Raw genomic sequence first — 26,349 nt, 5'->3', positions numbered from 1 at the left:
TTGTTTGATATTTTTTTATGCTACCGCTTGAATTTGATCTGTGGCAGGAGGTGGAATATCTTCTTCTGATTCCTTCTTCTCTTTCTTCGCTCCTTCTATATTTTCCACGTTTCTACTCACACTCAAAATAATACCAATAGCCAAACTAGTAAATATTACACTAGAACCACCCATGCTCACCAACGGTAGGGTTAAACCTGTTACCGGGAAGAGCCCAACATTCACCGCCATATGGGCAAGGGCTTGTATGACAAGTGTCACGCTCAATCCCAAGGCTAAAAAGGCGCCGAATGCGTACGGGCAATTCTTGAATATCCGTATGCTTCTCAATAGTAAAACCAAGTAAGCCATTAATATCAAAGCCGCGCCAAACATCCCGTATTCTTCGATAATGATCGAATAGATATAATCGGAATAGGGGTGTGGCAAGAAATTTTTTGCCGTGCTATTACCCGGACCTTTACCAATTACACCACCGCCTGCAATGGCGATGTTGGCTTGCTGTACTTGGTAAGGCATATCATCGTGCTCTTTTGCGGTAACGAAATTCTCGATACGGTTGATCCATGTTTGAATCCTACCTTCAAAACCCACAGCTTTCGCTATTACAAAGAACATCACTAACCCCAAGATGCCCAATCCTATGAGCGACAGCAAATATTTAATAGGTACGCGCCCCATGAATAATAATGTCATACAACTCAACCCCAACAACAGCGCTGTACTCATATTTGCCGGCATAATCAACATGCAGATAATACCGATTGGAATAATCATCGGCAGAAATCCCTTCTTGAAATCGTTAATCACGTGTTGCTTTTTCGACAGCATCCTCGCTACGTACATGAACAAAGCGAGCTTTGCAATATCTGAAGTTTGGAAGGTGAGGTTGATGATCGGGATTTTGATCCACCTGCTAGCGTCGTTCACATTCGAACCAAATACGAGTGTGTACATAAGAAGCGGGATGGAAATCAAGAACCCAATTTGCGCTACCCTCGAGTAAATCGTATAATTCACCCGGTGTGCGAAATATATAATCAGCAATCCTAAACCAAGTACTACGAGCTGTTTTATTAAAACGAACTCGGTGTTACCGTTATATCGCCTATATGCCAAAGAACCAATTGAGCTATATACCGCCAATAAGCTTACTACCGACAGGAAAATCACTATCGACCAAATCACTTTATCACCCTGGGTTTTACGTAGTAACTTATTCATGGCTCAATTTTTTATCGTGATAAAAATTGCTACAATTCGCGTACAGCTAGTTTGAATTGCTTACCTCTTTCTTCATAGTTTTTGAAAAGATCGAAGCTTGCGCATGCAGGAGAAAGCAATACAACATCACCTTTAGCAGCGAGTTTAAATGCTTTTTCAACAGCATCTTTCATCGATAAAGTATCTTCCATTACATCAACATATTCTGCTAATGAGTCGTGAATAGGCTTATTATCGATACCTAAACATACAATGGCTTTTACTTTTTCTTGAACGAGCTCTTTCACCGCGTTGTAATCATTGCCTTTATCAACACCACCCATGATTAGCACAACTGGACTTTCCATGCTTTCCAGTGCAAACCAGAGTGAGTTTACATTAGTGGCTTTGCTATCATTAATAAACTCTACACCACGCACCGTAGATACATGTTCCATACGGTGTTCTAAGCTCTTGAAACTAACTAAGCTTTCGCGGACCTTTTCATTTCTAATATTCATAGTTCTACCCGCGATGCCTGCGGCCATCGAATTATATAAATTATGTTTACCTTTTAAAGCTAAGTCGTACATCGATACGATCTCTGCTTCCATACCATCCTTCAATTGAATTTTCAATTGATTGTTTTCTATAAAGCCGCCTTCTTTCAGTGGTTCCATAATAGTAAATGGTATTAATGTTGAAATAATGGGTTTCGCTTTCAAGTGTTCCATTATCTCCGGGTCGTCTAAACAGAATACGAAGTAATCTTCGGCTGTTTGATTCATGGCGATACGGAACTTTGATGCCACGTAGTTCTCCATCTTGTATTCATACCTGTCGAGATGATCGGGTGTGATATTCAAAAGGATTGCCACGTTGGGCTTAAACGTGATGATATCGTCTAGCTGGAAACTGCTTATCTCAATTACGTAATACTCCGCAGGTGCCGTAGCAACTTGCTTTGCATAACTTACTCCAATATTACCTACCATGGCCACGTCGAGGCCTGCGCGCTTAAATATGTCGTATGTAAGCGCGGTAGTGGTACTTTTCCCGTTGCTACCGGTGATCGCGATTATTTTGCTTTCTTTGCTATAACGATATGCAAATTCAATTTCAGAAATAACTTGGATGCCTTTTGCCCGGATTTGCTTCATGATGTCGGCTTTCTCTGGGATACCTGGGCTTTTCACAATTTCATCAGCACCTAAAATCACGTCCATCGAATGTTGCAACTCTTCAAATGGAATGTTGTTAACTGCTAACTCTTGTTTATAGATATCCTTAATAGCACCGCCATCCGAAACAAAAACTTCGTAACCTTTTTGCTTGCCTAAAATAGCCGCACCGATACCGCTTTCGCCGGCACCGAGTACGATTAATTTCGTCTTTGTTGGATGATATGTTTGATTATTTTCCAATTCAATCTTTCTTTTTGGGATGATTATCTCATTTTCAACGTTGCAATAGATACAGCCGCACACATAATCGTTACAATCCAGAAACGCACGCTGATCTTACTTTCGTGGTATCCCAATTTTTGATAGTGGTGATGTAAAGGCGACATTTTCAAGAGTCTTCTTCCTTCACCATATTTCTTTTTTGTATACTTGAAGTAACTAACCTGGATCATCACGCTCAAACTTTCCACCAAAAACACACCACAGAAAATAGGTACTAACAATTCTTTTCTTACAATAATAGCCAACGATGCAATGATACCGCCTAATGCTAAACTACCCGTATCACCCATGAAAACCTGTGCAGGATAAGCATTATACCACAAGAAGCCAACACACGCACCTACAAACGCTGCAATAAAAATGGACAATTCACCCAAGTTGGGGATGTACATAATATTTAAATACTCAGCGAACTGGATGTTACCCGATACATACGCAAATATCCCCAAACAGACCCCAATTACAGCCGACACGCCCGTTGCCAATCCGTCTAACCCATCAGTTAGGTTTGCCCCATTGGATACAGCAGTGATAATGATAATCACAGCTAGGATGTAGATGACGAACGTATATTTTTCACCACCTGGGATCCAAGAAATCAATTTCGAATAGTTGAATTCGTGGTTTTTTACGAACGGGATCGTTGTAATGGGAGTTTTCACATCAACGAAACGGTGCCCGTCTTTCGTCACCCTTTCTTCTTTGCTGATTACTTGTTCTGTAGGTGCTAACTTTTTACCGTTCATTACTTCGCGGCTGATCACCACGTTTTCATTGAAGTATAAAGTTGTTCCTACAATCAAGCCTAATCCCACTTGGCCAAGAATTTTAAATCTTCCTGCCAAACCTTCTTTATTCTTTTTAAATACTTTGATATAGTCATCAATAAACCCTATCAATCCTAACCAAATTGTACATAACAAGATTAATAGGATGTACACGTTCATCACGCGGGCGAAAAGGATGGTTGGGATGATGATGGCCGCCAAAATGATCAAGCCACCCATCGTTGGTGTTCCTTTCTTTGTATTTTCACCGGCTAAACCCAAATCACGGATGGTTTCGCCAATTTGTTTTTTCTGTAAATACCTTACGATTCTCTTTCCAAGCAACAATGAAATAACAAGCGATAACAGCAATGCCATAGTCACGCGGAAGGTAATGAACTGGAACATACCCGATCCGCTAATGTTGAAGTGTTCTTTTAAGTAATTGAATAAATAGTATAACATATTTGTTAACTGTTACGCGCTTATATTTTTTGTTTATTTTCCTAGTAATTGAAACATTTCTTCGAGTACTTTTTTGTCATCGAACGGGTGTTTTACCCCGTGAATTTCTTGGTATTTCTCGTGCCCTTTTCCTGCCACTAGCACAATATCATCTTTCCCAGCTAAGCTAATCGCCGTTTTAATGGCTTCTTTGCGATCTTGGATCGAGATTGTTTTCTTCCTAAGATGAGCGGCTACACCGACTTCCATTTCACGTATAATTTCTGCCGGGTCTTCACTACGAGGGTTGTCGGATGTGAAAATTACTTTGTCACTATGCTCCGCCGACACTTCTGCCATTATTGGGCGTTTCGTTTTATCCCTATCGCCACCGCAACCAACTACTGTGATGATTTGCTCATGACCTTGACGTAGATTTTTAATCGTAGCCAACACATTTAGCAAAGCATCAGGGGTATGTGCATAATCTACGATACCGATAATCTTATCCTTAGCGGAAACGATATATTCGAATCTACCTTCAGCACCTTGTACATCACTTAAAATGCGCAGTACTTCATCTTTGCTTTTACCCAGTAATATAGCTGCTCCATAAACCGCCAACAGGTTGTACGCGTTAAATTCGCCTATCAACCTGAAGTGTACTTCGCTTTCACCAATCTGCATGAACAAGCCTGTTAGGCCATTCTCTAAGATTTTGCCTTTGAAATCGGCCAAGGTGCGTAAACTGTAACTGGCTTTCCGCGCCTTGGTGTTTTGAAGCATCACGTTTCCGCGTTTATCATCGATGTTTGTTAAAGCAAACGCGTTGCTTGGTAAACTATCGAAGAAAGATTTCTTCACGCGGATATATTCGTCGAACGTTTTATGATAGTCGAGATGATCGTGTGTAATATTTGAGAAAATTCCACCAGCAAATTGTAATCCCGCGATACGTTGTTGATGAATCGCGTGGGAGCTTACTTCCATGAAAGCATACAAACATCCTTCTTCCACCATTTTCGCCAACAAAGCGTTTAAGCTAATAGCATCTGGCGTAGTGTGTGTACTAGGAATGATTTCATCGCCGATTTGATTTTGTACGGTAGAAATCAGCCCACAATGGTATCCCATTTTCGAAAACAATCGGAAGAGGATAGTAGCAATGGTAGTTTTGCCGTTCGTTCCTGTTACGCCTACTAATTGTAGTTGTTTCGATGGATTATTGTAAAAGTTGCTTGCCATAATACCACAAGCAGCATGACTGTTACTCACTTGCACGTAGCATACGCCGTCTTGTAGTTCTGCTGGTAAATCTTCACACACAATTGCCGTTGCGCCTAATGAAATAGCTTTGGTAATGTATGCATGTCCATCTGCCGCTACTCCTTTGATGGCAATAAACGCATCGCCTTGTGCGATGTGCCTAGAGTCGATACTTAGCGCATGCACTTCGATATTGTTATCACCATGGATGGAAACAATATTGACGTTATATAATATGTCTCTTAAAACCTTCATTAGCTCAACTCTATAACAATCGTTTTATCGTTACCAATAGCAGTTCCGCCTGGCAACGATTGTGTAACTACTTTACCGGCTCCTTTAATAACTACACGGAGGCCGGCATTTTCTAACAAGTATAATGCATCCTTTAAGCCCATTCCTTTAACGTTTGGCACGGTAGTGCCACCGGGTTGAACGAGCGGTTGGAACGCAAATTTTTGTTCATTAATGGAGGCATCAACCCAGTTATTATTGGTGAGCGTGCCTTTCCAAGGAAGTTGTAAAGTGTTGACAATACTTCTCCAATCGCTGCCTTTCCCGCTTTTTACAGCAAGGAGGGTATCAATTTGAGCGGTGCCTTCCATGGGTTTGTGCTTATCGACTGCAATGGCGAAGAGTTTATCGGAAACTTCTCTAAACACTGGACCTGCAACGGTTGCACCATAAATTTTAGCGGCGTGGGATTTGTTTTTAATCACCACTACGCAAGTATATTGTGGATCGTCGGCAGGGAAATAACCTGCAAACGATGATTGATAGATCTTCGCAGCGTAACCTCTATGTTGATCGGCAACTAGGGCAGTACCCGTTTTGCCGGCAATTTTGTAATAAGGGCTAAATAAAGCTCTACCTGTACCTGATATCATTACACCTTCTAGCATACTTTTTATTTGTTTCAAAGTATGTTGGCTACATATGCTATCCATCACAACTTGTGGTGAAAACGTTTTAATTGGTTCGCCGAATTCCATTACGGAGTTCACCAAGTAAGGACGCATCATTTTGCCGTTGTTGGCCACTGCATTGTATAACATGGCGGTTTGGAGTGGCGATTGTAACACTTCATAACCAAAGGCCATCCAAGGTAAACTGGTGGCGCTCCACGTTTTTGATGCCGTGTTTTTAATAACAGGGCGACCTTCACCTTTCAAATCGATTCCTGTTACAGAATCGAGACGTAATGCTTGTAAGTGCTTTACGAAAGCATTGGGTTGGCCTTTATAATATTGTTGCACCAACTTCGCCATCGCTACGTTCGAACTTCTTTCGAATGCATGTTTGATGGTGACGTTAGTGAGATGATGTGGCTCAGAATCGTACACGGTTCTTTTGCCTACTTTCCACGATCCATAGTTCAAGTCAACTTGATCTTCAGGCGTGATATATTTATCTTCTAACAGGGCGATCATGGTGGCCAATTTGAAAGTTGACCCGGGCTCGCCTGCTTGCAAAGCATAGTTGTAATCTTCCGTATAGCTACCATCTGGTTGACGACCCAAATTTGCAATGGCCTTGATCTTACCGGTTTTTACTTCCATTAAGATACAAGCTCCATGCTCACATTCATTCTGGATCATCATACGCATCAGCGCTGTTTCCACGATGTCTTGCATGTTTACGTCGAGGGTTGTTACGATGTCTTTACCATTTTCTGGTTCGATATCGTACCCATCCATTGGAACGTAAGTACCACCAGCAATACGGCGCATTAGACGTTTACCTGTTACACCGCGAAGGTCGCTGTCGTATGTGTTTTCCAACCCTACGTTTTGTGCATTATCCCTTGCCAAACCGATCGTACGATTAGCCAAGAGTTTAAATGGATTGATGCGTTTATTCTTCGTCTCAGCAATCAAACCACCTTTGTTTCTTCCTAGTTTAAACATAGGAAACTCCCGCAACGCTTGGAATTGGGAGAAGTTGATATTTCTCTTCAACAAGAAATATCTATCGCGACTTTTATACCCTTCTTTTAGGAGGGTCTTATATGCATTAACCGATTTGTCTTGAAACAAACCGGCTAACGCTATAGAAAGACTATCTAAATTATCAGTGAATATTTTCCCGTTATCTTTTCTCAATCCATCCGCGGCAAAGTCAATCCGTATGTCGAAGTATGGAACAGAAGTGGAAAGCATTCGACCTTCTTCTGAGTAAATTGTCCCCCGGTCGGCGTCGAGTGTTACATATTGTGTTTGTAAACTGTCGGCAAAGCTTTTCCATTTGGCCCCTTGTACGTTTTGAATGACGAACACTTTGGCCAAAATAGCCACAGCGAATATCACCATGCCTATAAAGCACAGATATACTCGCCATAGTATGTCTTTTTTAATTTCCAACGTTTGAGGGTTAGTTTATATTCTCGTTTTCATTTCACCTTTTTCGTATATACGTTTCCGATAGTTATGTATAAATGAACCGTATGATATGTTGGGGTAAAATGATCTTGTCTTTTTCCAGGTAATTAGTTTAGTTTGTTTTGGTGCAGATGAATGTTTTATTTTTCATCTTTTACCACGATTTTCTGTGGCGGGGCGTTTAGCTCTTTCAGTCCCGTTCCTTCAACCGTTTTGCTCACTTCGCTCATTTTGCTTTGAAACATCAGTTCGCTCTTCACATTTAAGTACTGGTACTTTAGTTCTTTAATCTCTTTTCCGAGTTTATTGATCCTCCGGATTTTTTTCTCGGCTAGGTGGCTATTCGCAATGTAAACGAGCGCCAAAGCTGCCAAGAACAGGATGAATGGAATGTTTTGTACCATCAGCCTGTAATTGATGCGAAGATGCCAACCTTGTTTTGCGGTAGGCGTTTCTTCACGCTCTTCTTGTTGAATGATATTTGCTTCTTCCTGCAACACGTTTAACTATACTGCTTTTACAATAATTATTAAATGTTTACTTACATAAGCTAGGGAAGGGAAGGATAGGTGCGCGCCAAGCTTGCTCTTTACGCTAACTTTTCTGCCACACGTAATTTGGCGCTCCTCGACCTGGAGTTATTTTTCAGCTCAACTTCTCCTGCTGTTACCGGTTTTTTAGTAACAGGTTGAAAAATCTTTGGGGGTGTTTCGAAGGCAAACGGATTGTCGTCTTGCATTTCTAATAAACCGTTTTTAATATAATTTTTCACCAGTCTATCTTCTAGGGAGTGAAAGGTGATAATTGCCATTCGGCCGCCCGGTTTTAATACTTCCGTGGCTTGTTGCAATAAATCTTTCAATGCACCCAGTTCATCGTTTACTTCTATTCGCAAGGCTTGAAACACTTGGGCTAAGTACTTGGCAGGATTGCCTTTTACAACCGGCTGAATTAACGCTTTAAACTCGTTAATTGTGCGCACCGGGTGTGCCTTCCGCAAGGTTACAATAGTGTTGGCCAGTGTTTTCGCGTTGGTCACTTCCCCAAAATCTTGGAACAACTGTTGTAATCGTTGCTCTGAATAAGTTTTAAGAATTTGTGCCGCCGTTAGTTCAGAACGCTGGTCCATCCGCATATCAAGGTCGCCATCGAAACGGGTACTAAACCCACGTTCACCGGTGTCAAATTGGTGGGAAGAAACCCCCAAATCAGCCAAAACACCGTCGACTGGTATTGCTTTATGCAGTCGCAAAAACCTTTGCAAATGCCTAAAATTATGTTGTACAAATGTTACCCTAGGATCGTCGATACGGTTATTATACGCATCTTCATCCTGGTCGAATACGATTAATCGCCCGTTTTCATTCAAATGCGATAAGATGGCTCTTGAATGGCCACCTCCGCCGAATGTAGCATCTACATAGATGCCATCTGGCTTTATTTGTAAAAGTTCAATTACTTCGTGTAAAAGAACTGGTAAATGATATTCCGATGCTCCCATATGCTTCATTTTTTTAAATAGACGGCAGGTTGTCGTTGCCGCCGCCCATCACCTGCTGTGCCAGGCTACTGAAGGCTTCTGGTGAGAAATTTTCAAAGAACTCTTGGTACTTAATTTTATCCCAGATCTCTATCTTCTTGCTCGCCGCCGATAACACAATGTCTTTTTCCAATCCCGCATGCGCCATTAGGTTCTTCGGTAACAATAACCTTCCCGCTGTGTCTAGCTCTAAAACGGTAGCCCCGTTTAAAAAGTAACGACGGAATTCCCTAACTTTCGGATCAAAATCGTTTAACGCACTGATCTTCTCAAAAATCGGCTGCCACTCGTTCATGGGATATAATGTCAAACATTTTTCAAAGCCACGGTTGATTACGAACTGACCGGCCGCACTTTCTGAGACCTGCTTTTTGAAACCGGCAGGTAACAGGAAGCGTCCTTTAGCATCCAGCGTTGCTTCGTATTCTCCTAAAAAACCCGTCATGCTTGAGAAATGTACTTTAATTCCATTTTCTAACACAAAATAACACTTTTCCCCACTTTTAAACGAAAAAATGGATTAAAAATTTTTTCCACAGGGTTACTATGCCTAAAATCAACCGTTTATAGCGGTTTTCAGGTACTAGTGTGTGGATAAAAATATTTTAACTGTTGAAAAAGTGTTTATTGTGCTAGTATTGATGTGATTTAAAGGCTAAAAAAGGTGCATCAACGGCCAAATGGCCCAATTCGTCGATTTTCAACGGTGTATTTTATTTGTATTTTTTGGTAGAAAATATTATTATATCGCGCCCAGGTTATTAACTGGTGTGGGTTTTGGCAAAATTTTAACTACTCCCAATGGCAGGCTACCTTATATTTACATTTAATTCGTAACTTTGCGATTCTTTTTATGCGGAAAATTTTCATTTTAGCGAGCCTCGTGGCTTTAGTCGGTATGTCTGCCTGCAACATGGAGTTGCGGAAAATCGAGAGAACCAATAACGTGGAACAAAAGTTAGCGTATGCCGACCGGATGTACGAAAAAAAGAAGTACAACATGGCGCAAACGCTGTACGATGAACTTATTCCCGTATATAAAGGCACCGAAAAATTTGAAGGGTTATATTATCGCTACGCGTATTGTTCTTATTATTTGAAGGACTATCAGCAAGCAACTTTCCACTTCAAAAATTACTTGGATGCCTTTCCAAACAGCCCTAGGGCCATGGAAATAGACTATATGCAGTCGTATAGCTATTACAAACTGTCGCCCAAAGTGCCGTTAGATCAAGCGAATACAATGAAAGCTATCGCAGCAATGCAAACTTTCATTAATACGTATCCTAATTCCGACAAAGTTTCAGAAGCCAATATGGTAATTGAACTCTGCCGTAAGAAACTGGAGAAAAAAGAGTACAACGCTTGTGAACTTTATTACAACTTGGGGCATTATAAAGCTGCAGGAGTGTCTTTTACGAACCTCATGCGCAATTACCCCGATTCGGACAGGAGCGACGATTACAAGTACTTGGCTATTAAAAGCTACTACCTTTATGCTAAAAATAGTATCTGGGAAAAGCAGAAAGAGCGCTACGAACGCGTAGTTACAGAGTATTTGGAGTTTACAGACCGTTACCCTAACAGTAAATTGAAGGGCGATGCCGAAAAATATTATAACTTAGCTAAAAACAATATTAAATCCCTCGAAAATGAGCAAAATAAAGCGAAGCTTAACCAGTAGTTTAAACCCTTGGGTTGAAACTAAAAACACCACCGATATTAAAAACAGGACTGGTAACCTGTACGAGTCAATTGCCATTATCGCTAAAAGGGCTAACCAGATCAATATTTCTGTAAAGGAAGAGTTGCACTCTAAATTAGAAGAGTTCGCTAGCCATACCGATAATTTGGAAGAAGTTCACGAGAACAAAGAGCAAATCGAAATCTCTCGCTTCTACGAAAGAATGGCTAATTCGCCTATCCAAGCTACACAAGAGTTCTTGGATAACAAGATCTATTTCCGTAAAAATGACGACGATTTGTTTAGTTAATCACAACTAAGCATACAGTTATTATAAAAATACTAACTTCATAGCGGCAGAATAATTGCATTCTGCCGCTTTTATTTTGTTACATGCTACAAGGAAAGAAAATTCTACTCGGCGTTTCCGGCAGTATCGCAGCTTATAAAGCTGCTACACTCGTGCGTTTACTCGTGAAAGCAGGCGCCGAAGTAAAAGTGCTGATGACATCCTCGGCTACCCAATTCATTACCCCCCTCACTTTATCCACCCTTTCTAAAAACGAAGTAGGTTTACATATCAGCGAAAATGGCTCCTGGAGTAACCATGTCATGCTAGGTCGATGGGCCGATGCCATGCTTATTGCACCCGCTTCAGCCAATACACTCGCCAAAATGGCAAATGGCCTTTGCGATAATATTCTGCTCGCTGTGTATCTATCCGCCACTTGCCCCGTAATGTTCGCACCGGCGATGGATGAAGATATGTGGATTCACCCTGCCACTAAGGCCAACGTAGATAAACTGAAATCTTTCGGTCATATACAGTTGCCTGTGAATAAAGGTGAGTTAGCCAGCGGTTTATTTGGGGAAGGAAGGATGAGTGAGCCTGAAGATATTGTGACGTTCCTTGATCATTATTTCGCACAAAAAGCCGCCAAGTCTGGTGCACTCGCCGGTAAAAAAGCATTGGTAACTGCTGGCCCAACAGTAGAACCGCTTGATCCTGTGCGCTTTATTAGTAATCATTCTAGCGGGAAAATGGGGATTGCTATCGCGGAAGCTTTAGCCAATAACGGGGCAGAGGTTGAACTAGTATTAGGTCCAACGAACCTCGGAACTACGCATCCCATGATTCAAACAACCCGTGTGCAAACCGCGCAACAAATGTTCGATGCATGTATCCAGCGTTTCGATGCCGCTAATATAGCCGTGCTCGCCGCCGCTGTTGCCGATTATAGACCAGCACAGGTGGCAGATGTAAAGATCAAGAAGAAGGATGAAGGCCTGCATATCGACCTGGAAAAAACAAAAGATATTCTAAAAACGCTCGGCACTCAAAAGAAAGACAGCCAAGTGTTAGTAGGGTTTTCTTTAGAAACCAATAATGAACGCGAATTTGCGTTAAAGAAATTGACAGACAAGAACCTCGATCTCGTTGTACTCAACTCGTTGAATGATGCCGGCGCGGGTTTCAACTATGATACCAACAAAGTGTATTTATTCACAAAAGGAGGCAAAGAAACAGCGCTTCCTCTAAAGTCGAAAACAGCGATCGCCAACGATATTGTATCTGCTATAATCGAATTGCAACATGCATAAAAAAGCCCTATCATTACTCATTATCCTATGCGTTAGCGCACTGTACAATTATGCAACTGCGCAAGAAATTCGCGCAAACGTAAGTGTTGTAGCTAACCAAATTTCAGGTGCTACAGATAAAAGGATTTTTAATACTTTACAATCTGCCCTCACCGAGTTTATCAATGGTCGGAAATGGAGTGATGATGGCTTCACCACTGCAGAAAGAATTGATTGCAATTTCATGCTCAATATTAACCAGGACCTTGGTAGTAATATGTACCGTGCCAGTTTAACGGTGCAAGCCACACGCCCTGTATATAACTCCGGGTATCTTACCAGTATTTTGAATACGATGGATGCCAATGTAGCTTTTAAATACGTGGAATTCCAACCATTAGAGTTTAGTGAAAACCGCGTTGCCGGTAACGATGCTATGGTGTCAAACCTTACAGCAACAGTCGCATTCTACGTGTACATTGTGCTAGGTTTGGATTATGATTCATTTTCTCCCCGTGGTGGCGACAATTTCTTCAAGAAAGCCCAAAATATCGTTAATAACGCACCCGATGGTAAAGATATCAGCGGCTGGAAAGCTTTCGAAGGAACAAACAACCGCTACTGGCTCCAAGATAACTTATTGAATGCGCGCTTCAGCAGGTTCCACGACGTGGTATACCAATATCACCGGAATGGTTTAGATGTGATGTACGACGATATGATTAAAGGTCGTGCCGCTATACTCAACTGCCTGAACCTTATGCAAGCCATCTACCAAGATAATCCCAATAATATCCTCCTTCAAATGTTCTTCCGCTCCAAAGCCGACGAACTACAAAAGATTTATTCCAAAGCTCCTCCACAAGAAAAAGCCCGCGCAGTAGAGATACTATCGCAAATCGATGTGCCAAATGCAGCGCGCTACCAGGCTTTGAAAACAGCGAAATAAAACGCTGTTAAAATCCACTGTTTATTAATACAATCGTAGTATTTTTGACAACTATTATGCGCAAATTATTTTTCGTTTTGACGGCAGCCATCACTTTAGCTGCTTGTGGTGATAAGGGGAAAGTTCCAAGCAACATCATCCAACAAGATAAAATGTCGAAAATATTATTCGATATGAACTTGGCGGATGTGAACTCGCGCGAACAAGAACTGGGGGTAATTATCCACAGCGATTCTGTACGTGACCTTACCTTGAAAACGGATTACTTGCACATCTTGCAAATTCACAATGTAAGTGTAGAAGAGTTCATGGAGAGCTACCGCTATTACGAATCGCATGCCGATAAATTACGTGAAGTATACGATACAATGCTAGTAGTAGTAAAACGTGAACGTTTGTTGGCCGATTCTTTGGAAGCGAAGCGGCAAGAAGCGTTACGTAAAGCCGAAGATGATTTGCGTAAAAAGAAAGTAGATTCGGTGAAGAAAATATATGGTGATAAAATCAATGCAGATTCCATCATCAATAAACGCGCTGATTCCATTCAGCAAATAACCTTTAAGAAAACAGCCGATTCCCTTCGCGCTGCATCCTTAAAAGATGCGATCGATAAGAAGAAGCAATTGAACCAACAGAAAGATTCTGTTAATAAGAGATTAAGAAACCTTCCGCTTGAACGTGGAAGAGGTAAATATGAACCACCTGTTCGCGTTTCCTAAGTGTATGTAATTGTGACGTTTGAACCAACCAAGGAAACCCCAACACGTTAGCAAAACAATCGTATGTAAACCTGTGCAACTCATTGTGCACTACGATATAGTAACCAAAACATTACGGTATGCTCGCCATTGGCGTGCTAAAGCCGTTAAATCAATCCTCGTATGAATAAAGTTGTTTCTAATGCAGATGAGGCCATTCACGATATTGCCGATAACGCCACGCTTATGCTAGGCGGCTTCGGATTGTGCGGCATTCCAGAAAATACCATCGCTGCCCTCGTACGCAAGGGCGTCAAAAATCTAACTTGTATTTCCAATAATGCCGGGGTCGACGATTTCGGGCTGGGTTTGCTTTTACAAACTAGGCAAATCAAGAAAATGATGTCGTCGTATGTGGGGGAAAATGCAACGTTCGAAAAACAATTATTGTCTGGTGAATTGGAGGTAGATCTAATTCCACAAGGTACACTCGCCACGCGTATACAAATGGCCGGCATGGGTATTCCTGCCTTTTTTACGCCAGCTGGGGTGGGTACCGAAATCGCCGAAGGCAAAGAGGTACGTCATTTTAATGGAAAAGATTACTTGATGGAGTTGGCCCTGCACGCCGATTTTGCAATTGTAAAAGCTTGGAAAGGCGACACCATGGGTAACCTCGTATTCAGGAAAACGACGCGCAATTTTAGTACGTCTATGGCAAAAGCAGGCAATATCACTATCGTGGAAGTAGAGCATTTAGTGCAGCCTGGTGAATTAGATCCAGATCAAATCCATGTGCCAGGCATATATGTGCACCGCATCTTCCAAGGCGCGAATTATGAGAACAGAATTGAAAGACGTACCGTTAAAATGTAAACTATGGCCCTCGATAAATTTGGTATCGCAAAAAGAATTGCACAAGAATTACAAGATGGAATGTATGTGAACCTCGGGATCGGTATCCCAACGCTCGTGTCGAACTTTGTTCCGGCCGGAATTTCCATTATGCTACAATCTGAAAACGGGATGCTCGGCATGGGGCCGTACCCAAACGAAGAAGATATCGACGCCGATCTCATTAACGCCGGTAAAGAAACCGTTACCGTATTACCCGGCGGCGTATTCTTCGATTCTGCTGAAAGCTTCGGTATGATCCGCGCTGGAAAGGTAGATTTAACAGTACTCGGTGCTATGGAAGTATCCGATAATGGAGATATCGCCAACTGGAAAATCCCTGGTAAAATGGTAAAAGGCATGGGCGGCGCGATGGATCTTGTAGCGTCTGCTAAAAATATTATCGTGGCTATGATGCACACCAACCCCAAAGGCGAAAGTAAATTACTCCCCGCCTGTACTTTGCCGCTAACAGGTGTACATTGCGTTAAAAAAATTGTGACAGAACTCGCCGTTTTAGATGTTACACCCAATGGGTTTTACCTTTTAGAACGTGCACCAGGTGTAACTGTAGAAGAAATTCAAGCCAAAACCGCCGGTAGGTTAGTGGTGCCAGCAGATGTGCCGGAAATGAAGCTCTAGTGAACAGAAAGGCACGTGAACTGTTTTATCTAAACACTGTGATTAATCGTAGTACCTTGTAGTATGCAATTGTGTTATAATGGTTCATTCCTGGCTGCAGATAAGCCAGTGTTTACAGCGGATAACCGCTCCTTTAGATACGGTGATGGTTGCTTCGAAACAATGCGAGTTTACCAAGGACAAATTATGTTGGCCGACTTACATTTCGAACGCCTCTTTACAAGCCTACGTATCTTGCATTTCAACGTGCCAACACATTTCACGAAAACATACCTTACTAAATTTATATTGGAATTATGTCACCTGAATAACGTTAGCAATTTAGCACGTGTTAGGGTGACTGTATTCCGTGGAGGTGGCGGATTGTATGCACCTGAAGACAATACGCCACATTTCCTCATTCAATGTTGGGAATTACAAAGGCAAGTATTCGAATTAAACATACAAGGCCTCACCTTGGATATATATGCCGATGCGCGCAAATCAGCCGATAAAATCGGGAATGTAAAATCCAATAACTGCCTTCCTTATATCCTCGCTTCGCAATACGCCAAGCAGCATCAATTCAATGAAGTGGTATTACTTAACCAATACGGCAGAGTAGCCGATACCACTATTGCAAACATTTTCGTCGTTAAGCAACAAACCATTTATACACCTCCCCTCAGCGAAGGCTGCGTGTGCGGTGTAATGCGGAAACATTTGCTGAAAGGAGAGTCGCCTTTTAAAATTAAAGAGCAACCCTTATCGATCGACGATTTAGAAAATGCAGATGAAATATTTTTATCCAATGCTATCTTTGGCATTCGCTGGGTAGGAGCATTCCGCGACAGCAGCTATGGAAACGCCACAGCCGCAATATTGCACGATCTTGTGCATGAAGGCATGTTGTAATTGATCAATTTCTTTTTACTATTATTTTGAAGATGAATATTTGGTGGATTCGTCGTGATATTAGGCTGGAAGACAATGCCGCCCTGTATTACGCATTAAAACAAAATATCCCGGTGCAGCCGGTTTTTATTTTCGATACAAACATCCTCAACGATCTGCCCAGTAAAGCCGATAAACGCGTCGTGTTCATTCACCGTGCATTGCACACATTGGATCAACAACTTCGCAAACTCGGTAGCAGTTTATACGTGTACCATGGTACGCCTACAGCCGCATTCGAACATATCACGCAAACATTCGCTGTAAAAGCTGTGCATACTAACCGCGATTATGAACCTTATGCAAGGCAGCGTGATAACGATATTCACCGGTTATTAGCAGAAAAAGGCATTGCTTTTCATACTTATAAAGACCAAGTTATTTTCGAACAAAACGAAGTATTGAAAGACAATAACGAACCTTACACCATCTTCACGCCGTATTCAAAGAAATGGAAGTCGCATGTAACGCCCTTTCATTTAAAAGCATATCCAACCGGGCAATACTTTTTCAACCTGCATCAAACAGCGCCACATAGCTTGCCAACCTTGGCAGATATTGGTTTTGAAGAGATGAACGAAGTAGCGTTTCCTTCGGAAGAAGTGGAAGATGCACTCATTCAACATTATAATGAAACGCGCGATTTTCCTTCGCAAGATGGCACGTCGAGGTTGAGCGTACACTTACGTTTTGGTACAATAAGTATTCGTGCATTGGCCCGCCGGGCAAAGGAATTGAATGAAGTATTCTTGAATGAATTGATCTGGCGCGACTTTTACCACATGATTTTATGGCATTTCCCATATGTAGTAGGACATGCTTTCAAAAAAGAATACGACGCAATTATTTGGCGTAATAATGAACGGGAATACGAAGCATGGAAATCCGGTCAAACCGGCTACCCAATTGTAGATGCGGGTATGCGCGAGTTAAATGAAACCGGCTTCATGCATAACCGGGTACGCATGATTGTAGCCAGCTTTTTAACGAAGCATTTACTGATCGATTGGCGTTGGGGAGAAGCGTATTTTGCTGAGAAGTTGCTCGACTATGACTTAGCAGCTAACAATGGTGGCTGGCAATGGGCCGCAGGTTGTGGATGTGATGCAGCACCCTATTTCCGGGTATTCAATCCCAGCTTGCAAACAGAAAAGTTCGACAAGCAGTTAAAGTATATTCGTAAATGGGTGCCGGAATTGGATGAATTAACATATCCTCGCCCTATCGTTGTACACGAGCAAGCCCGCAAACGTGTGCTGGAGGCATATGCAAAGGCTCTGAAGAAGTAAACTATAAAGCAGCCTGCTTTAAGCGTTCTACCGCTTTCAGCCCTTCTTCACCTAAATTCAAACTAAAATCATTCACATATAAATCAATGTGCTGGCGCATCACAGATTCTTCCATTTCTTGTGCATGCGCTTTCACATACTCGCTTAAGGTTGGATATTGCGCAAAAGCCAATTTCAAACTATCGTGAATCAAACGGTCGATGTCGGCTTTTACCGCTGTAGGCAACGATTTACGTACGAAAATGCCGCCCAATGGGATAGGATGACCGGTTGTTTTCTCCCAGAAATCGCCTAAATCATTCAATTTCACTAAGCCTTTCTGTTGGTAAGTGAAACGGTTTTCGTGGATAATAACACCCGCCGCTACTGTTCCATCTAATACCGCGTTTTCAATCTCTGAAAACAACATCACTTTTTTATTCTTAGCATTCGGGTACGCGATGGAAAACAACAAGTTAGCCGTGGTGTTTTCGCCAGGGATGGCAATAGGCCCTTCGTTGATTTCCGTTTCTGTTAACGTCTTTTTCGCGATCACCAATGGTCCGCATCCCCTGCCTAATGCGCTGCCGCTGTTCAACAATTCATATTTATCTGCTACTTTCAAGCCCATCGCGAAACTAAGTTTCGTAATATCAAGTTTACCTTGCATCGCCCATTGGTTAAGCGTTTCAACGTCTTCTAGCTCAGTAGTAAACTTGTATTGTTCATTGGGCAACCCATGATTCACCAATGCATCGAAGATGAAAGTATCGTTCGGGCAGGGTGAAAATCCTAATGTCAATTGCATAATCTTCTTTTTGTTGCTGCGAACAGCATATATCTAAGGAATCTATAATTGGTCGATAAAGCCGGTAAGGGCTTTATTAAGTGATTGTACGGCCAAGGGAATGTTCCATTTGCTTTTATCGCGGATTTCTACATAATTGGAGATGCTGCGGAGCTGAACGAATGGTACTTGCTCTTGGATACATACATAATGGAATGCGGCACCTTCCATGCTTTCAATGCTTGGTTGGTATGCCTTTTCTAATCTTTCTATGGTAGGAATCGAGCCGGAAACGAGGTTTACGGTAACGCCTTTTACGCCCGGGAAGTTGAAGTAGGGGAGTTGATGGGGATTGATGAGTTGGTTACCGGTGAAAGGGGCTTCATTTTCCTTCAGCAACCCAATTTCAAACATATCTTTCACCACTAAATTATCCTCTACCCCTAAATCGCCCAGTGTTTCGCTGGTGATCTGTACCACGTCGCCCAGTTGGAGATTTCGATCAAAACTACCCGCTATGCCGGCCTGTATAACCAATTGCGGCTGATACATAATGATTTCTTTCCCTACGTTGTACGCGGTGGCCATCATGCCCACGCCGCCGATAACTACCTTTACGGTGTGGTGCTTGATGGAGTATTCATGGCCGGTAATAAGATCGGCCACAGTAGCGAGGTGCTCCACTAAGGGTTTAATTTCCAGTAGTGTAGCGGCAGTAATAATGACTTTCATCGGCTGTAAAATTACGACTAATTGCTTTTCATGTGTTGTAACATTTGATGAAAAGGTTGTGTTTTTTTGTAAAACAACTATCATGATTAAGTTCAGGCCTCGTGTTAAGTTTATATGGCGTATTTTTGCGAAAATTTTGAGTAAACAATGATTTATTTAACACGCGTGGAGCATTTTAATGCGGCCCACAAGTTGAGTAACCCGGGTTGGAGCAAAGAGGAAAACAAAGAAGTATTCGGGAAATGTGCGAATGAAAATTGGCACGGGCATAACTACGAATTACACGTAACCGTTAAAGGTGAACCTCATCCAGAAACGGGTTTTGTGTTTAATGCAAAAACTTTAGGGACTTTAATTCACGATGTCATCATAGAACAAGTTGATCACCGCAACTTGAATGTCGACGTACCATTTATGGCTGGCAAATTCACGTCGGCCGAGAACTTCGCGATCGCGATTTGGGAGCAATTAGAGCAGCATTTACCGGAAGGCGCGGCTTTACATTGCATTAAATTGTACGAAACACCTAAGATTTACGTAGAATATTACGGCGGAAAATAAATCCCGCTCGAGCCAAACTGCGTAAATACTAGCCCGGTTTTTAAGATTGTTGATATAAAATAATTGTAATGGCATATAACAAAATAGAATCATACGACGAGCATGTTACCGCCAGTTTGATGCAACATTACCGTGAGAGCATTGCATTATTGGGAGAAGACCCAGACCGTGAAGGTTTGGTTAAAACCCCGGAAAGAATGGCGAAAGCCATGCAAGTGCTCACGCAAGGTTACCAGCAAGATGCAAGAGCAATCTTGAATTCTGCGAAATTTACCGAAGCATATAGCGAAATGGTGATTGTGAAAGACATCGAATTGTATTCTATGTGTGAACATCACATGTTGCCATTCTTTGGGAAAGCTCATGTAGCTTATATCCCGAACGGCTATATCACCGGCCTCAGCAAAATTGCCCGCGTAGTCGACGTTTACTCGCGTCGTTTACAAGTGCAAGAGCGCCTTACACACCAAATCTTGGATGCCATTCAAGACACCTTGCAACCACTTGGCGTAGCCGTAGTAATTGAGGCGCAACACCTTTGTATGATGATGCGTGGTGTACAAAAACAAAATTCACTGACCACCACCTCCGCATTCTCTGGCCAATTTGGTGACGGGAAAACGAGGGCCGAGTTCATGAAATTAATAACATCGCGCTTGGGTTAACCGAGTTGTTATGTGAAAATGGTTTAATTGGGTTGTTTTCAAACACTTAATTAAACCATTTTTCGTTTATATGAATGGCAGGGCCTACCTTTGGTGGATTATTTAATACTGCTATATTTGCACTCTAGTTGAAAACCTGCCTTACTAAAAGAGTAGGCACAACGAAGGGTAACATCTAATAAAAACAAGCTATGAAGCACGCTTACGTATTTCCTGGGCAAGGTTCCCAGTTCCCAGGTATGGGTAAACACCTTTACGACACGAACGAAACAGCTAAGGCTTTATTCGAAAAAGCAAACGAAATATTAGGATTCCGTATTTCTGATATCATGTTCAATGGTACAGAAGAAGACTTGAAACAAACCAAAGTAACCCAGCCGGCAGTGTTCTTACACTCTGTCATCGCTTACCTCGCTTTGCCGAATGCTAAGCCAGATATGGTAGCTGGTCACTCCCTGGGTGAATTTTCTGCTTTGGTAGCTAATAAAACTCTTCAATTCGAAGACGCGTTGAAATTGGTGGCTATCCGCGCGAACGCTATGCAAAAAGCTTGCGAACAAAATCCTTCTACTATGGCGGCTATCCTTGGTTTGGCTGATGAGAAAGTAGAAGAAATTTGTGCCGGTATTACCGGCGAAATCGTAGTGGCTGCTAACTACAACTGCCCCGGTCAATTGGTAATTTCTGGTTCTAATGCAGGTATCGATATCGCTTGTGAACAAATGAAAGCTGCCGGTGCTAAACGTGCCCTCAAATTGCCTGTAGGCGGTGCTTTCCACAGTCCTTTAATGGAACCTGCTAAAGCCGAATTACAAGCGGCGATCGAATCCACTACTTTCAGTACTCCTATTTGCCCAGTTTACCAAAACGTAGTGGCAAAAGCAGTAACTGAACCAACTGAAATTCGTGCTAACTTAATCGCGCAATTAACCGGTGCTGTTCGTTGGACACAATCTGTACAAGCAATGGTTGCTGATGGCGCTACTCACTTCACTGAAGTTGGCCCAGGTAAAGTATTACAAGGTTTGGTAAACAAAATTGAAAAAACAGCGGTAACAGATGGTTTCAGCGGCACAGAAACGCTTGCTTAATACATCTTTCCCAAAGCTCTTAAATACACAACAGCGCCTCGCAACTTGCGGGGCGTTCTTGTTTGTAGTATTTTGCTCTTGAAAGGAAGTAAGTAACATTTTTCCATAATTCGCGTTTTAATAAAAACCCTTACCATGCAGTTGAAAACAACCCGCATCTTCATCGCTGCTATCGTAGTGTTAGTAGTTTGTGCTTGTAAAAAGAAGCTCGAACCCGTAAACACGTACGACTACGTATACATTGAATCCACGCTGAAACGCGACACGATCGTATTCCAAGATCCAACACCTTTCACTAGAACAAGAGCAGAAAAACCATTTTTACTATACACCGGCCCCGGTTCCGGCACTATAGGTATCCCCCGCGCCTACATGTACACCCTCGACACCACCGAAATTACCACCCGTATGCTCGGCGGCGGCGAACTCGACACCCTCATCTACCCATTCCTCATAGATTCCGCTCAAACCATCTTCAAAATCGGCAACTTCTACGATCGCCCCGACCTCGCCTCGCAAGACACCCTCACCTTCCAAAAATTAATCAAAACAAATTTATAACGAAGAGGCTCCCCCAAGCCTCTTTTTATTACCCTAAGCAAAAAACACCCCCTAATGGTTAATTTGCGAAATTGCCGCCATCGTTACCCAATACCCCAAAAGCTGTTTACAATATATCTCCCATATACGCCTAATATTAGCCCAATATTGTACCAATATTCCCCCAAAGTTTCAGATATATACCACATATATTCAACATACATCAAAAATATATTTCGGCCCTTTAAGAGCCATATGTAGCTTATATCGCCCATTGGATTGTCAAAAACATTTAAAGGCAAATTATAGGCTTTAAAAAAGATAGTAGTTGTAATTTCAAAGGCTCCCCATATTCTTTTCCGCAGTCCCCAATTACTTTCCGCAGTGAATAATTAAAGGGTAAAATTGAAGATGTATTGATAAACAAGCATCTAAGAAATTTACCCCATTTTTTGCCCATCCCTACAACCCAGTATTGACGGGCATTTACCATTTTTTCACCGACTCTACTCCGACTTTTTCGCCTCAAACCCAGTACTGGCAAAGGTCGGTCCGACAGTTTCCAAGCCTTTTGTCGACAAAAACCTTGTTAAACCCCCTATTTTACCGACATCAAGTAAGCTTTTACCTAGCTTTTAGTCGACAGTTTCCAAGCTTTCACCAACCCCAATCTAAACCCCCTTCCTCCAAATCCCCAAACTCACTCAAAAAAACAACATAATCAACATCAACACACCAACGCCCGGCAGCACAGTACCCCAACCGCCTCATCACAGCTCCGATAAAACGCGCCCGCCGTTTTCACGGCGCGTTTTTCGCCTTTCTTTGGTTACTTTCTTTGGCGAGCAAAGAAAGTAACACACTAGGATGTAATTGAAATTAGAATGGCCGATGCCCCATCAAAAAACTCTTGAACCTCCCCCCGGGAAATCAAAAAAGCCTTCCCAAATAATGAGAAGGCTTAAAAAAACCAATGAAATAGTATTAAAACGTAATCGCGCAATTAACCCATTCAGGATCAAAATTCGCATGATACTTTTTGTAAAAATTAAGCGCCGGTTCATTCCATTCTAACGCTTGCCATGAAATACCGTGGTAGTTCTTTTCTTTCGCTTCAACAATAAGGCGATCGAACAACAATTTACCAACACCTTTACCACGGAAGCTTTCAGTAACAATAATATCTTCCAAGTACATGCGGCAACCTTTCCAAGTAGAAAAGCGCGTGTAATAAAGGGCAAAGCCAATAATATTGTTTTCATGAACGGCTACAAAGCCCCACCATACTGGGTTATCGCCAAATCCCGATTCGGTAAAATGTGCCAATGTAACGGTTACTTCGTTGGGTGCTTTTTCGTAATCAGCCAATTCTTGTACTAATTCCAATATACGCGGGCAATCTTCTGCGGTAGCCCGGCGTACGGTTATATCTAGTTGCATTATTGTAAAGCCTGTTTGAGATCGTTGATAATATCTGTAATGGATTCAATACCTACACTCATTCGGATCAAGCCATCGGTGATGCCGTATTGTTCGCGGGTAGCTTTCGGTACGCCATAGTGTGTCATCGAGGCGGGATGCGATACCAATGTATCACAGGTGCCTAAGGAAACGGCGCGGGTACATAATTGCAAGCGATTGATGAATTTCGTACCGGCTTCTAAACCGCCTTTCAATTCGAAGCTCATCATCGCACCACCGTGTTTCATTTGCTTTGAAGCAATGGCGAAATCGGGATGAGAGGAGAGGCCCAGGTAATTCACCCTTTCAATGGCAGGATGCGCCTCTAAGAAGTTCGCTACTTCCATGGCATTATGACAATGACGTTCCATACGCAACTCCAACGTTTTTATGCCTTGGGTTAATAAATACGCGTCGAACGGGTTGCTATTACCACCAAGTAAACGGTGCGTTTTTGTCATGAAACCATTCATCAATTCCAAATTCTTACCAATAATAATACCGCCAATTGCTGTACCATGACCGTTTAAGAATTTCGTTGTAGAATGGAATACATAATCCACACCAAAGGCAAATGGTTGTTGCAAGTAAGGTGTAGCAAACGTATTGTCTACCGCTGTAACAAGATTATATTTCTTAGCAATGAATGTTAATTCTTCCAAGTCAACACACTGCAACGTAGGATTGGCAGGCGTTTCCAAGTACATCATTTTCACATGCGGGTTCGCTTTTAGCGTTTCTTCTGTTGCATGTAAATCGTGCATATCTACGATAATGCTGTTGATCCCCAAATTCGGCAATATCTTCTGGAACATTTCTTCCGTTCCGCCATACAGCGAGAAGTGGGTTAAAATTGCATCCCCAGCTTTCAAATTCCCCAAGAAAAGCGTTGTTAAGGCCGCCATGCCGGAAGCGTGTAAAATACCCTTTAATACTAGGTCTTTCCCGTTTTCATCTTGTAAACCAAATGCTTCCAAAGCCGCAATCTTTCGCTCTGCCTCCGTGAAATTCGGGTTGCCCCAACGTGTATAAATATAACCTTCTTCTTTTCCCTCGAAACGATGCATTCCTTGCTCCGCCGTATCGTACGTAAAAGTCGACGATGCATATATCGGCGTAATATGCGCATACATGGGGTCTTGCACATGTCCTTCATGTACACAAGCCGAACTAAACCCGCTGATTACTTTATTACTCATGCTAGTGATTTGAAAATGTTTGAAAAGTCTACTTACCCTATGTAAAATACACGCTACAGTTTTTACATTTGTACCCGATTGTACTTAATTTCAAATTTACAACTTACATGAACGATTTCCTACTTCGTTTAGCCAATTACAATGCTTGGGCAAATGGCCGCTTGATCAATATTTTGAACGGGTTGCCTGTAGATAAATTGAACCAAGAGATAGTATCAAGTTTTCCAACATTGCGTAAAACGGTTATCCACATGTGGAATGCCGAGCGTATTTGGTATCAAAGGATACACTTAATGGAACAAATTCCGCCGCCAACATTTGATATGGAAGATACGATGGAGGAGATCAACCAGCAGTGGGCTTCCCAATCGAAAGCGTATATTCAATTCATTGAAAAGGCAACACCACAGAAGCTTTCACATGTATATGGATATTATAATTTTCAGAAACAATACTTCAAATTACCGGTAGAAGTAACGTTAGCACACGTATTTAATCACAACACTTTTCACCGTGGCCAGTTGATCACCATGTTACGTCAAGTAGGTGTAACGAAGTTACCCTCAACGGATATGACAACCTTCGCACTCAACATTAAATAACCCAAGAGGCCTAGCAAGTATGGAAACTATATTTTATCTTGCGATTCCTCAAAATAAAAGATTTATGAGCATGCATTCCTTCTATGAGAACGCCCCGAAACACTTGGTAGCAGTAGACTGCATCATTTTTGGCTTTGAAGATGGCAAATTAAAGTTGCTGATCATAAAGCGGAAAGTTGATCCTATGGCGGGCGCGTGGAGTTTAGTAGGAGGATTTGTACAAGATGAAGAAAGTACAGACGAAGCAGCAGCACGGGTTTTAAAACAAACCACGGGCATGGAAAATATCTATATGGACCAGCTGCATACCTACGGCGAAGTAAACCGCGACACAGGCTCGCGCGTAATTGCTGTTACTTATTACGCGTTAATTCGCATCAAAGAACACGACCGCCTTCTAGCCAACGAACATGGCGCACACTGGTTATCACTACACCAAATTCCGGAATTAATATTCGACCACAACTTAATGCTACAAGAGGCCATGAAGCGCTTACGCGAGAAAGTACGCTTCCACCCAGTAGGGTTCGAGTTGTTACCAGAGAAGTTTACCTTGCCCCAGTTGCGTAATTTGTATGAAGAAATTTACCAACGCGAGCTGGATAAACGCAACTTCCGTAAGAAGATCCTTGCCATGAACATCTTAGAGAAACTGGAAGAAAAAGATAAAACCAGCTCTAAGAAAGGTGCCCACCTTTATAGGTTCGATAAACAGAAATATGAATTATTAATGGAAACAGGCTTCGGCTTTACGATGTAGTATACACGCGTATAGTTTACCTGTTATGTAATACCTTCCAAATCTACACCCAGCTTAGCGAGTGCTTGCTCGCCGAGCGGGGTGAGTTTGTAATGCTTTTCTGTTGACTCGTCGCGTACAATCCAACCCTGCTGCTCGAAATGCTCAAAAATACGCATGCCTAATTTTCCGCCGATATGCGAGTAGCATAGCTTAACGGGGATCGTGTGCTTAGTATCTACTGTTTTCTTTGCCATCA

At 42.2% G+C, this 26,349-nt stretch carries 28 protein-coding genes; 15 read left to right on the top strand and 13 right to left on the bottom strand.

The window, feature by feature from the left end; translation table 11 throughout:
• Positions 1-15: 15 nt before the first annotated feature.
• The 8 genes from LX64_RS23830 to mraZ all read right to left on the bottom strand — a co-directional run bounded on the left by LX64_RS23830 (position 16) and on the right by mraZ (position 9,509).
• Positions 16-1,224: an FtsW/RodA/SpoVE family cell cycle protein gene (locus LX64_RS23830; protein WP_111600213.1), complete on the bottom strand. Its 1,209-nt coding sequence runs from the start codon at positions 1,222-1,224 to the stop codon at positions 16-18.
• Positions 1,225-1,253: 29 nt separating this feature from the next.
• Entirely contained in the window at positions 1,254-2,627 is a 1,374-nt protein-coding gene (gene murD, locus LX64_RS23825; RefSeq protein ID WP_111600212.1) for a UDP-N-acetylmuramoyl-L-alanine--D-glutamate ligase, read from the bottom strand.
• A 23-nt stretch (positions 2,628-2,650) separates the two neighbouring features.
• Positions 2,651-3,901 (bottom strand): phospho-N-acetylmuramoyl-pentapeptide-transferase, encoded by a 1,251-nt coding sequence (gene mraY, locus LX64_RS23820; protein ID WP_111600211.1) that lies wholly within the window; start codon positions 3,899-3,901, stop codon positions 2,651-2,653.
• A 33-nt stretch (positions 3,902-3,934) separates the two neighbouring features.
• The gene (locus LX64_RS23815) at positions 3,935-5,401 is read right to left on the bottom strand and encodes a UDP-N-acetylmuramoyl-L-alanyl-D-glutamate--2,6-diaminopimelate ligase (protein WP_111600210.1); all 1,467 of its coding nucleotides are present in this window, start codon (positions 5,399-5,401) and stop codon (positions 3,935-3,937) included.
• Positions 5,401-7,455 (bottom strand): penicillin-binding protein, encoded by a 2,055-nt coding sequence (locus LX64_RS23810; protein WP_245952807.1) that lies wholly within the window; start codon positions 7,453-7,455, stop codon positions 5,401-5,403. Before LX64_RS23810 ends, LX64_RS23815 begins: the two co-directional genes overlap by 1 nt.
• A 209-nt stretch (positions 7,456-7,664) precedes the next feature.
• Entirely contained in the window at positions 7,665-8,024 is a 360-nt protein-coding gene (locus LX64_RS23805) for an FtsL-like putative cell division protein (RefSeq protein WP_245952805.1), read from the bottom strand.
• Between the two features lie 89 nt (positions 8,025-8,113).
• Complete coding sequence (rsmH, locus tag LX64_RS23800; RefSeq protein ID WP_111600264.1) at positions 8,114-9,025, bottom strand: 16S rRNA (cytosine(1402)-N(4))-methyltransferase RsmH; 912 nt, start codon at positions 9,023-9,025, stop codon at positions 8,114-8,116.
• A gap of 13 nt (positions 9,026-9,038) precedes the next feature.
• On the bottom strand, positions 9,039-9,509 hold the full coding sequence (gene mraZ, locus LX64_RS23795; RefSeq protein WP_111600208.1) for a division/cell wall cluster transcriptional repressor MraZ: 471 nt from the start codon (positions 9,507-9,509) through the stop codon (positions 9,039-9,041).
• 408 nt (positions 9,510-9,917) lie between these two features.
• Here mraZ and LX64_RS23790 point away from each other — a divergent pair, with 408 nt between their 5' ends.
• From LX64_RS23790 to LX64_RS23750, 9 genes are all read left to right on the top strand, one after another.
• On the top strand, positions 9,918-10,748 hold the full coding sequence (locus LX64_RS23790) for an outer membrane protein assembly factor BamD (RefSeq protein WP_111600207.1): 831 nt from the start codon (positions 9,918-9,920) through the stop codon (positions 10,746-10,748).
• Complete coding sequence (locus LX64_RS23785) at positions 10,717-11,058, top strand: DNA-directed RNA polymerase subunit omega (RefSeq protein WP_111600206.1); 342 nt, start codon at positions 10,717-10,719, stop codon at positions 11,056-11,058. Before LX64_RS23790 ends, LX64_RS23785 begins: the two co-directional genes overlap by 32 nt.
• Positions 11,059-11,141: 83 nt before the next feature.
• Positions 11,142-12,350 carry a bifunctional phosphopantothenoylcysteine decarboxylase/phosphopantothenate--cysteine ligase CoaBC gene (gene coaBC, locus LX64_RS23780; RefSeq protein ID WP_111600205.1) on the top strand — a complete coding sequence of 403 codons (1,209 nt, stop codon included), beginning with the start codon at positions 11,142-11,144 and terminating at the stop codon, positions 12,348-12,350.
• Positions 12,343-13,278 carry a type IX secretion system protein PorD gene (gene porD, locus LX64_RS23775; RefSeq protein ID WP_111600204.1) on the top strand — a complete coding sequence of 312 codons (936 nt, stop codon included), beginning with the start codon at positions 12,343-12,345 and terminating at the stop codon, positions 13,276-13,278. The genes coaBC and porD overlap by 8 nt, the downstream gene beginning before the upstream one ends.
• 56 nt (positions 13,279-13,334) lie before the next feature.
• The gene (locus LX64_RS23770) at positions 13,335-13,997 is read left to right on the top strand and encodes a DUF4296 domain-containing protein (RefSeq protein WP_111600203.1); all 663 of its coding nucleotides are present in this window, start codon (positions 13,335-13,337) and stop codon (positions 13,995-13,997) included.
• 162 nt (positions 13,998-14,159) lie between these two features.
• Entirely contained in the window at positions 14,160-14,852 is a 693-nt protein-coding gene (locus LX64_RS23765) for a CoA transferase subunit A (RefSeq protein ID WP_111600202.1), read from the top strand.
• A 3-nt stretch (positions 14,853-14,855) separates the two neighbouring features.
• Positions 14,856-15,512 (top strand): 3-oxoacid CoA-transferase subunit B, encoded by a 657-nt coding sequence (locus LX64_RS23760; RefSeq protein WP_111600201.1) that lies wholly within the window; start codon positions 14,856-14,858, stop codon positions 15,510-15,512.
• A 63-nt stretch (positions 15,513-15,575) separates the two neighbouring features.
• Entirely contained in the window at positions 15,576-16,406 is an 831-nt protein-coding gene (locus tag LX64_RS23755) for an aminotransferase class IV (protein ID WP_111600200.1), read from the top strand.
• Between the two features lie 32 nt (positions 16,407-16,438).
• Positions 16,439-17,734 carry a cryptochrome/photolyase family protein gene (locus LX64_RS23750; RefSeq protein WP_111600199.1) on the top strand — a complete coding sequence of 432 codons (1,296 nt, stop codon included), beginning with the start codon at positions 16,439-16,441 and terminating at the stop codon, positions 17,732-17,734.
• 1 nt (position 17,735) lies between these two features.
• Here LX64_RS23750 and LX64_RS23745 read toward each other — a convergent pair whose 3' ends face one another.
• Together LX64_RS23745 and mqnB are read right to left on the bottom strand one after the other, a co-directional pair.
• Positions 17,736-18,521, bottom strand: a complete 786-nt coding sequence (locus LX64_RS23745; RefSeq protein ID WP_111600198.1) for a 1,4-dihydroxy-6-naphthoate synthase — start codon at positions 18,519-18,521, stop codon at positions 17,736-17,738.
• Positions 18,522-18,563: 42 nt separating this feature from the next.
• On the bottom strand, positions 18,564-19,232 hold the full coding sequence (gene mqnB, locus LX64_RS23740; protein WP_158538726.1) for a futalosine hydrolase: 669 nt from the start codon (positions 19,230-19,232) through the stop codon (positions 18,564-18,566).
• A gap of 147 nt (positions 19,233-19,379) precedes the next feature.
• Here mqnB and LX64_RS23735 point away from each other — a divergent pair, with 147 nt between their 5' ends.
• From LX64_RS23735 to LX64_RS23720, 4 genes are all read left to right on the top strand, one after another.
• Positions 19,380-19,793 (top strand): 6-pyruvoyl trahydropterin synthase family protein, encoded by a 414-nt coding sequence (locus LX64_RS23735; RefSeq protein WP_111600196.1) that lies wholly within the window; start codon positions 19,380-19,382, stop codon positions 19,791-19,793.
• A 68-nt stretch (positions 19,794-19,861) separates the two neighbouring features.
• Entirely contained in the window at positions 19,862-20,458 is a 597-nt protein-coding gene (folE, locus tag LX64_RS23730) for a GTP cyclohydrolase I FolE (RefSeq protein WP_111600195.1), read from the top strand.
• 191 nt (positions 20,459-20,649) lie between these two features.
• Positions 20,650-21,549 carry an ACP S-malonyltransferase gene (gene fabD / locus LX64_RS23725; protein ID WP_111600194.1) on the top strand — a complete coding sequence of 300 codons (900 nt, stop codon included), beginning with the start codon at positions 20,650-20,652 and terminating at the stop codon, positions 21,547-21,549.
• A gap of 135 nt (positions 21,550-21,684) precedes the next feature.
• Positions 21,685-22,110 carry a hypothetical protein gene (locus LX64_RS23720; RefSeq protein ID WP_111600193.1) on the top strand — a complete coding sequence of 142 codons (426 nt, stop codon included), beginning with the start codon at positions 21,685-21,687 and terminating at the stop codon, positions 22,108-22,110.
• A 963-nt stretch (positions 22,111-23,073) separates the two neighbouring features.
• On the opposite strand, the gene LX64_RS23715 is transcribed toward LX64_RS23720, so the two are convergent.
• Positions 23,074-23,529 (bottom strand): GNAT family N-acetyltransferase, encoded by a 456-nt coding sequence (locus LX64_RS23715; RefSeq protein WP_111600192.1) that lies wholly within the window; start codon positions 23,527-23,529, stop codon positions 23,074-23,076.
• Entirely contained in the window at positions 23,529-24,749 is a 1,221-nt protein-coding gene (locus tag LX64_RS23710) for a trans-sulfuration enzyme family protein (protein WP_111600191.1), read from the bottom strand. Before LX64_RS23710 ends, LX64_RS23715 begins: the two co-directional genes overlap by 1 nt.
• Before the next feature lie 107 nt (positions 24,750-24,856).
• On the opposite strand from LX64_RS23710, the gene LX64_RS23705 reads away from it, so the two are divergent.
• Positions 24,857-25,351: a DinB family protein gene (locus LX64_RS23705; protein WP_111600190.1), complete on the top strand. Its 495-nt coding sequence runs from the start codon at positions 24,857-24,859 to the stop codon at positions 25,349-25,351.
• Positions 25,352-25,415: 64 nt separating this feature from the next.
• The gene (locus tag LX64_RS23700) at positions 25,416-26,111 is read left to right on the top strand and encodes an NUDIX hydrolase (protein WP_111600189.1); all 696 of its coding nucleotides are present in this window, start codon (positions 25,416-25,418) and stop codon (positions 26,109-26,111) included.
• A 23-nt stretch (positions 26,112-26,134) separates the two neighbouring features.
• Here the strand turns inward: LX64_RS23700 and LX64_RS23695 are convergent, their stop codons facing one another.
• The gene (locus LX64_RS23695) at positions 26,135-26,347 is read right to left on the bottom strand and encodes a hypothetical protein (RefSeq protein ID WP_211324882.1); all 213 of its coding nucleotides are present in this window, start codon (positions 26,345-26,347) and stop codon (positions 26,135-26,137) included.
• Positions 26,348-26,349 lie beyond the last annotated feature (2 nt).

It is taken from the genome of Chitinophaga skermanii, from assembly GCF_003259335.1.
GTDB classification, from domain to species: Bacteria; Bacteroidota; Bacteroidia; order Chitinophagales; family Chitinophagaceae; genus Chitinophaga; species Chitinophaga skermanii.
This window is presented reverse-complemented; position numbering and strand designations above follow the sequence as displayed.

Excerpts from the sequence above, each read along its gene's own strand:
- rsmH (WP_111600264.1), bottom strand. The coding sequence starts at position 9,025 with ATGGGAGCATCGGAATATCATTTACCAGTTCTTTTACACGAAGTAATT.
- LX64_RS23770 (WP_111600203.1), top strand. The coding sequence starts at position 13,335 with ATGCGCAAATTATTTTTCGTTTTGACGGCAGCCATCACTTTAGCTGCT.
- LX64_RS23755 (WP_111600200.1), top strand. The coding sequence starts at position 15,576 with ATGCAATTGTGTTATAATGGTTCATTCCTGGCTGCAGATAAGCCAGTG.
- fabD (WP_111600194.1), top strand. The coding sequence starts at position 20,650 with ATGAAGCACGCTTACGTATTTCCTGGGCAAGGTTCCCAGTTCCCAGGT.
- LX64_RS23760 (WP_111600201.1), top strand. The coding sequence starts at position 14,856 with ATGGCCCTCGATAAATTTGGTATCGCAAAAAGAATTGCACAAGAATTA.
- LX64_RS23700 (WP_111600189.1), top strand. The coding sequence starts at position 25,416 with ATGAGCATGCATTCCTTCTATGAGAACGCCCCGAAACACTTGGTAGCA.
- mraY (WP_111600211.1), bottom strand. The coding sequence starts at position 3,901 with ATGTTATACTATTTATTCAATTACTTAAAAGAACACTTCAACATTAGC.
- LX64_RS23815 (WP_111600210.1), bottom strand. The coding sequence starts at position 5,401 with ATGAAGGTTTTAAGAGACATATTATATAACGTCAATATTGTTTCCATC.
- folE (WP_111600195.1), top strand. The coding sequence starts at position 19,862 with ATGGCATATAACAAAATAGAATCATACGACGAGCATGTTACCGCCAGT.
- porD (WP_111600204.1), top strand. The coding sequence starts at position 12,343 with ATGCATAAAAAAGCCCTATCATTACTCATTATCCTATGCGTTAGCGCA.
- LX64_RS23695 (WP_211324882.1), bottom strand. The coding sequence starts at position 26,347 with ATGGCAAAGAAAACAGTAGATACTAAGCACACGATCCCCGTTAAGCTA.
- LX64_RS23750 (WP_111600199.1), top strand. The coding sequence starts at position 16,439 with ATGAATATTTGGTGGATTCGTCGTGATATTAGGCTGGAAGACAATGCC.
- LX64_RS23790 (WP_111600207.1), top strand. The coding sequence starts at position 9,918 with ATGCGGAAAATTTTCATTTTAGCGAGCCTCGTGGCTTTAGTCGGTATG.
- LX64_RS23705 (WP_111600190.1), top strand. The coding sequence starts at position 24,857 with ATGAACGATTTCCTACTTCGTTTAGCCAATTACAATGCTTGGGCAAAT.
- LX64_RS23715 (WP_111600192.1), bottom strand. The coding sequence starts at position 23,529 with ATGCAACTAGATATAACCGTACGCCGGGCTACCGCAGAAGATTGCCCG.
- LX64_RS23830 (WP_111600213.1), bottom strand. The coding sequence starts at position 1,224 with ATGAATAAGTTACTACGTAAAACCCAGGGTGATAAAGTGATTTGGTCG.
- LX64_RS23710 (WP_111600191.1), bottom strand. The coding sequence starts at position 24,749 with ATGAGTAATAAAGTAATCAGCGGGTTTAGTTCGGCTTGTGTACATGAA.
- LX64_RS23785 (WP_111600206.1), top strand. The coding sequence starts at position 10,717 with ATGAGCAAAATAAAGCGAAGCTTAACCAGTAGTTTAAACCCTTGGGTT.
- mqnB (WP_158538726.1), bottom strand. The coding sequence starts at position 19,232 with ATGAAAGTCATTATTACTGCCGCTACACTACTGGAAATTAAACCCTTA.
- LX64_RS23810 (WP_245952807.1), bottom strand. The coding sequence starts at position 7,455 with ATGGTGATATTCGCTGTGGCTATTTTGGCCAAAGTGTTCGTCATTCAA.
- LX64_RS23765 (WP_111600202.1), top strand. The coding sequence starts at position 14,160 with ATGAATAAAGTTGTTTCTAATGCAGATGAGGCCATTCACGATATTGCC.
- mraZ (WP_111600208.1), bottom strand. The coding sequence starts at position 9,509 with ATGACGGGTTTTTTAGGAGAATACGAAGCAACGCTGGATGCTAAAGGA.
- LX64_RS23735 (WP_111600196.1), top strand. The coding sequence starts at position 19,380 with ATGATTTATTTAACACGCGTGGAGCATTTTAATGCGGCCCACAAGTTG.
- LX64_RS23745 (WP_111600198.1), bottom strand. The coding sequence starts at position 18,521 with ATGCAATTGACATTAGGATTTTCACCCTGCCCGAACGATACTTTCATC.
- coaBC (WP_111600205.1), top strand. The coding sequence starts at position 11,142 with ATGCTACAAGGAAAGAAAATTCTACTCGGCGTTTCCGGCAGTATCGCA.
- LX64_RS23720 (WP_111600193.1), top strand. The coding sequence starts at position 21,685 with ATGCAGTTGAAAACAACCCGCATCTTCATCGCTGCTATCGTAGTGTTA.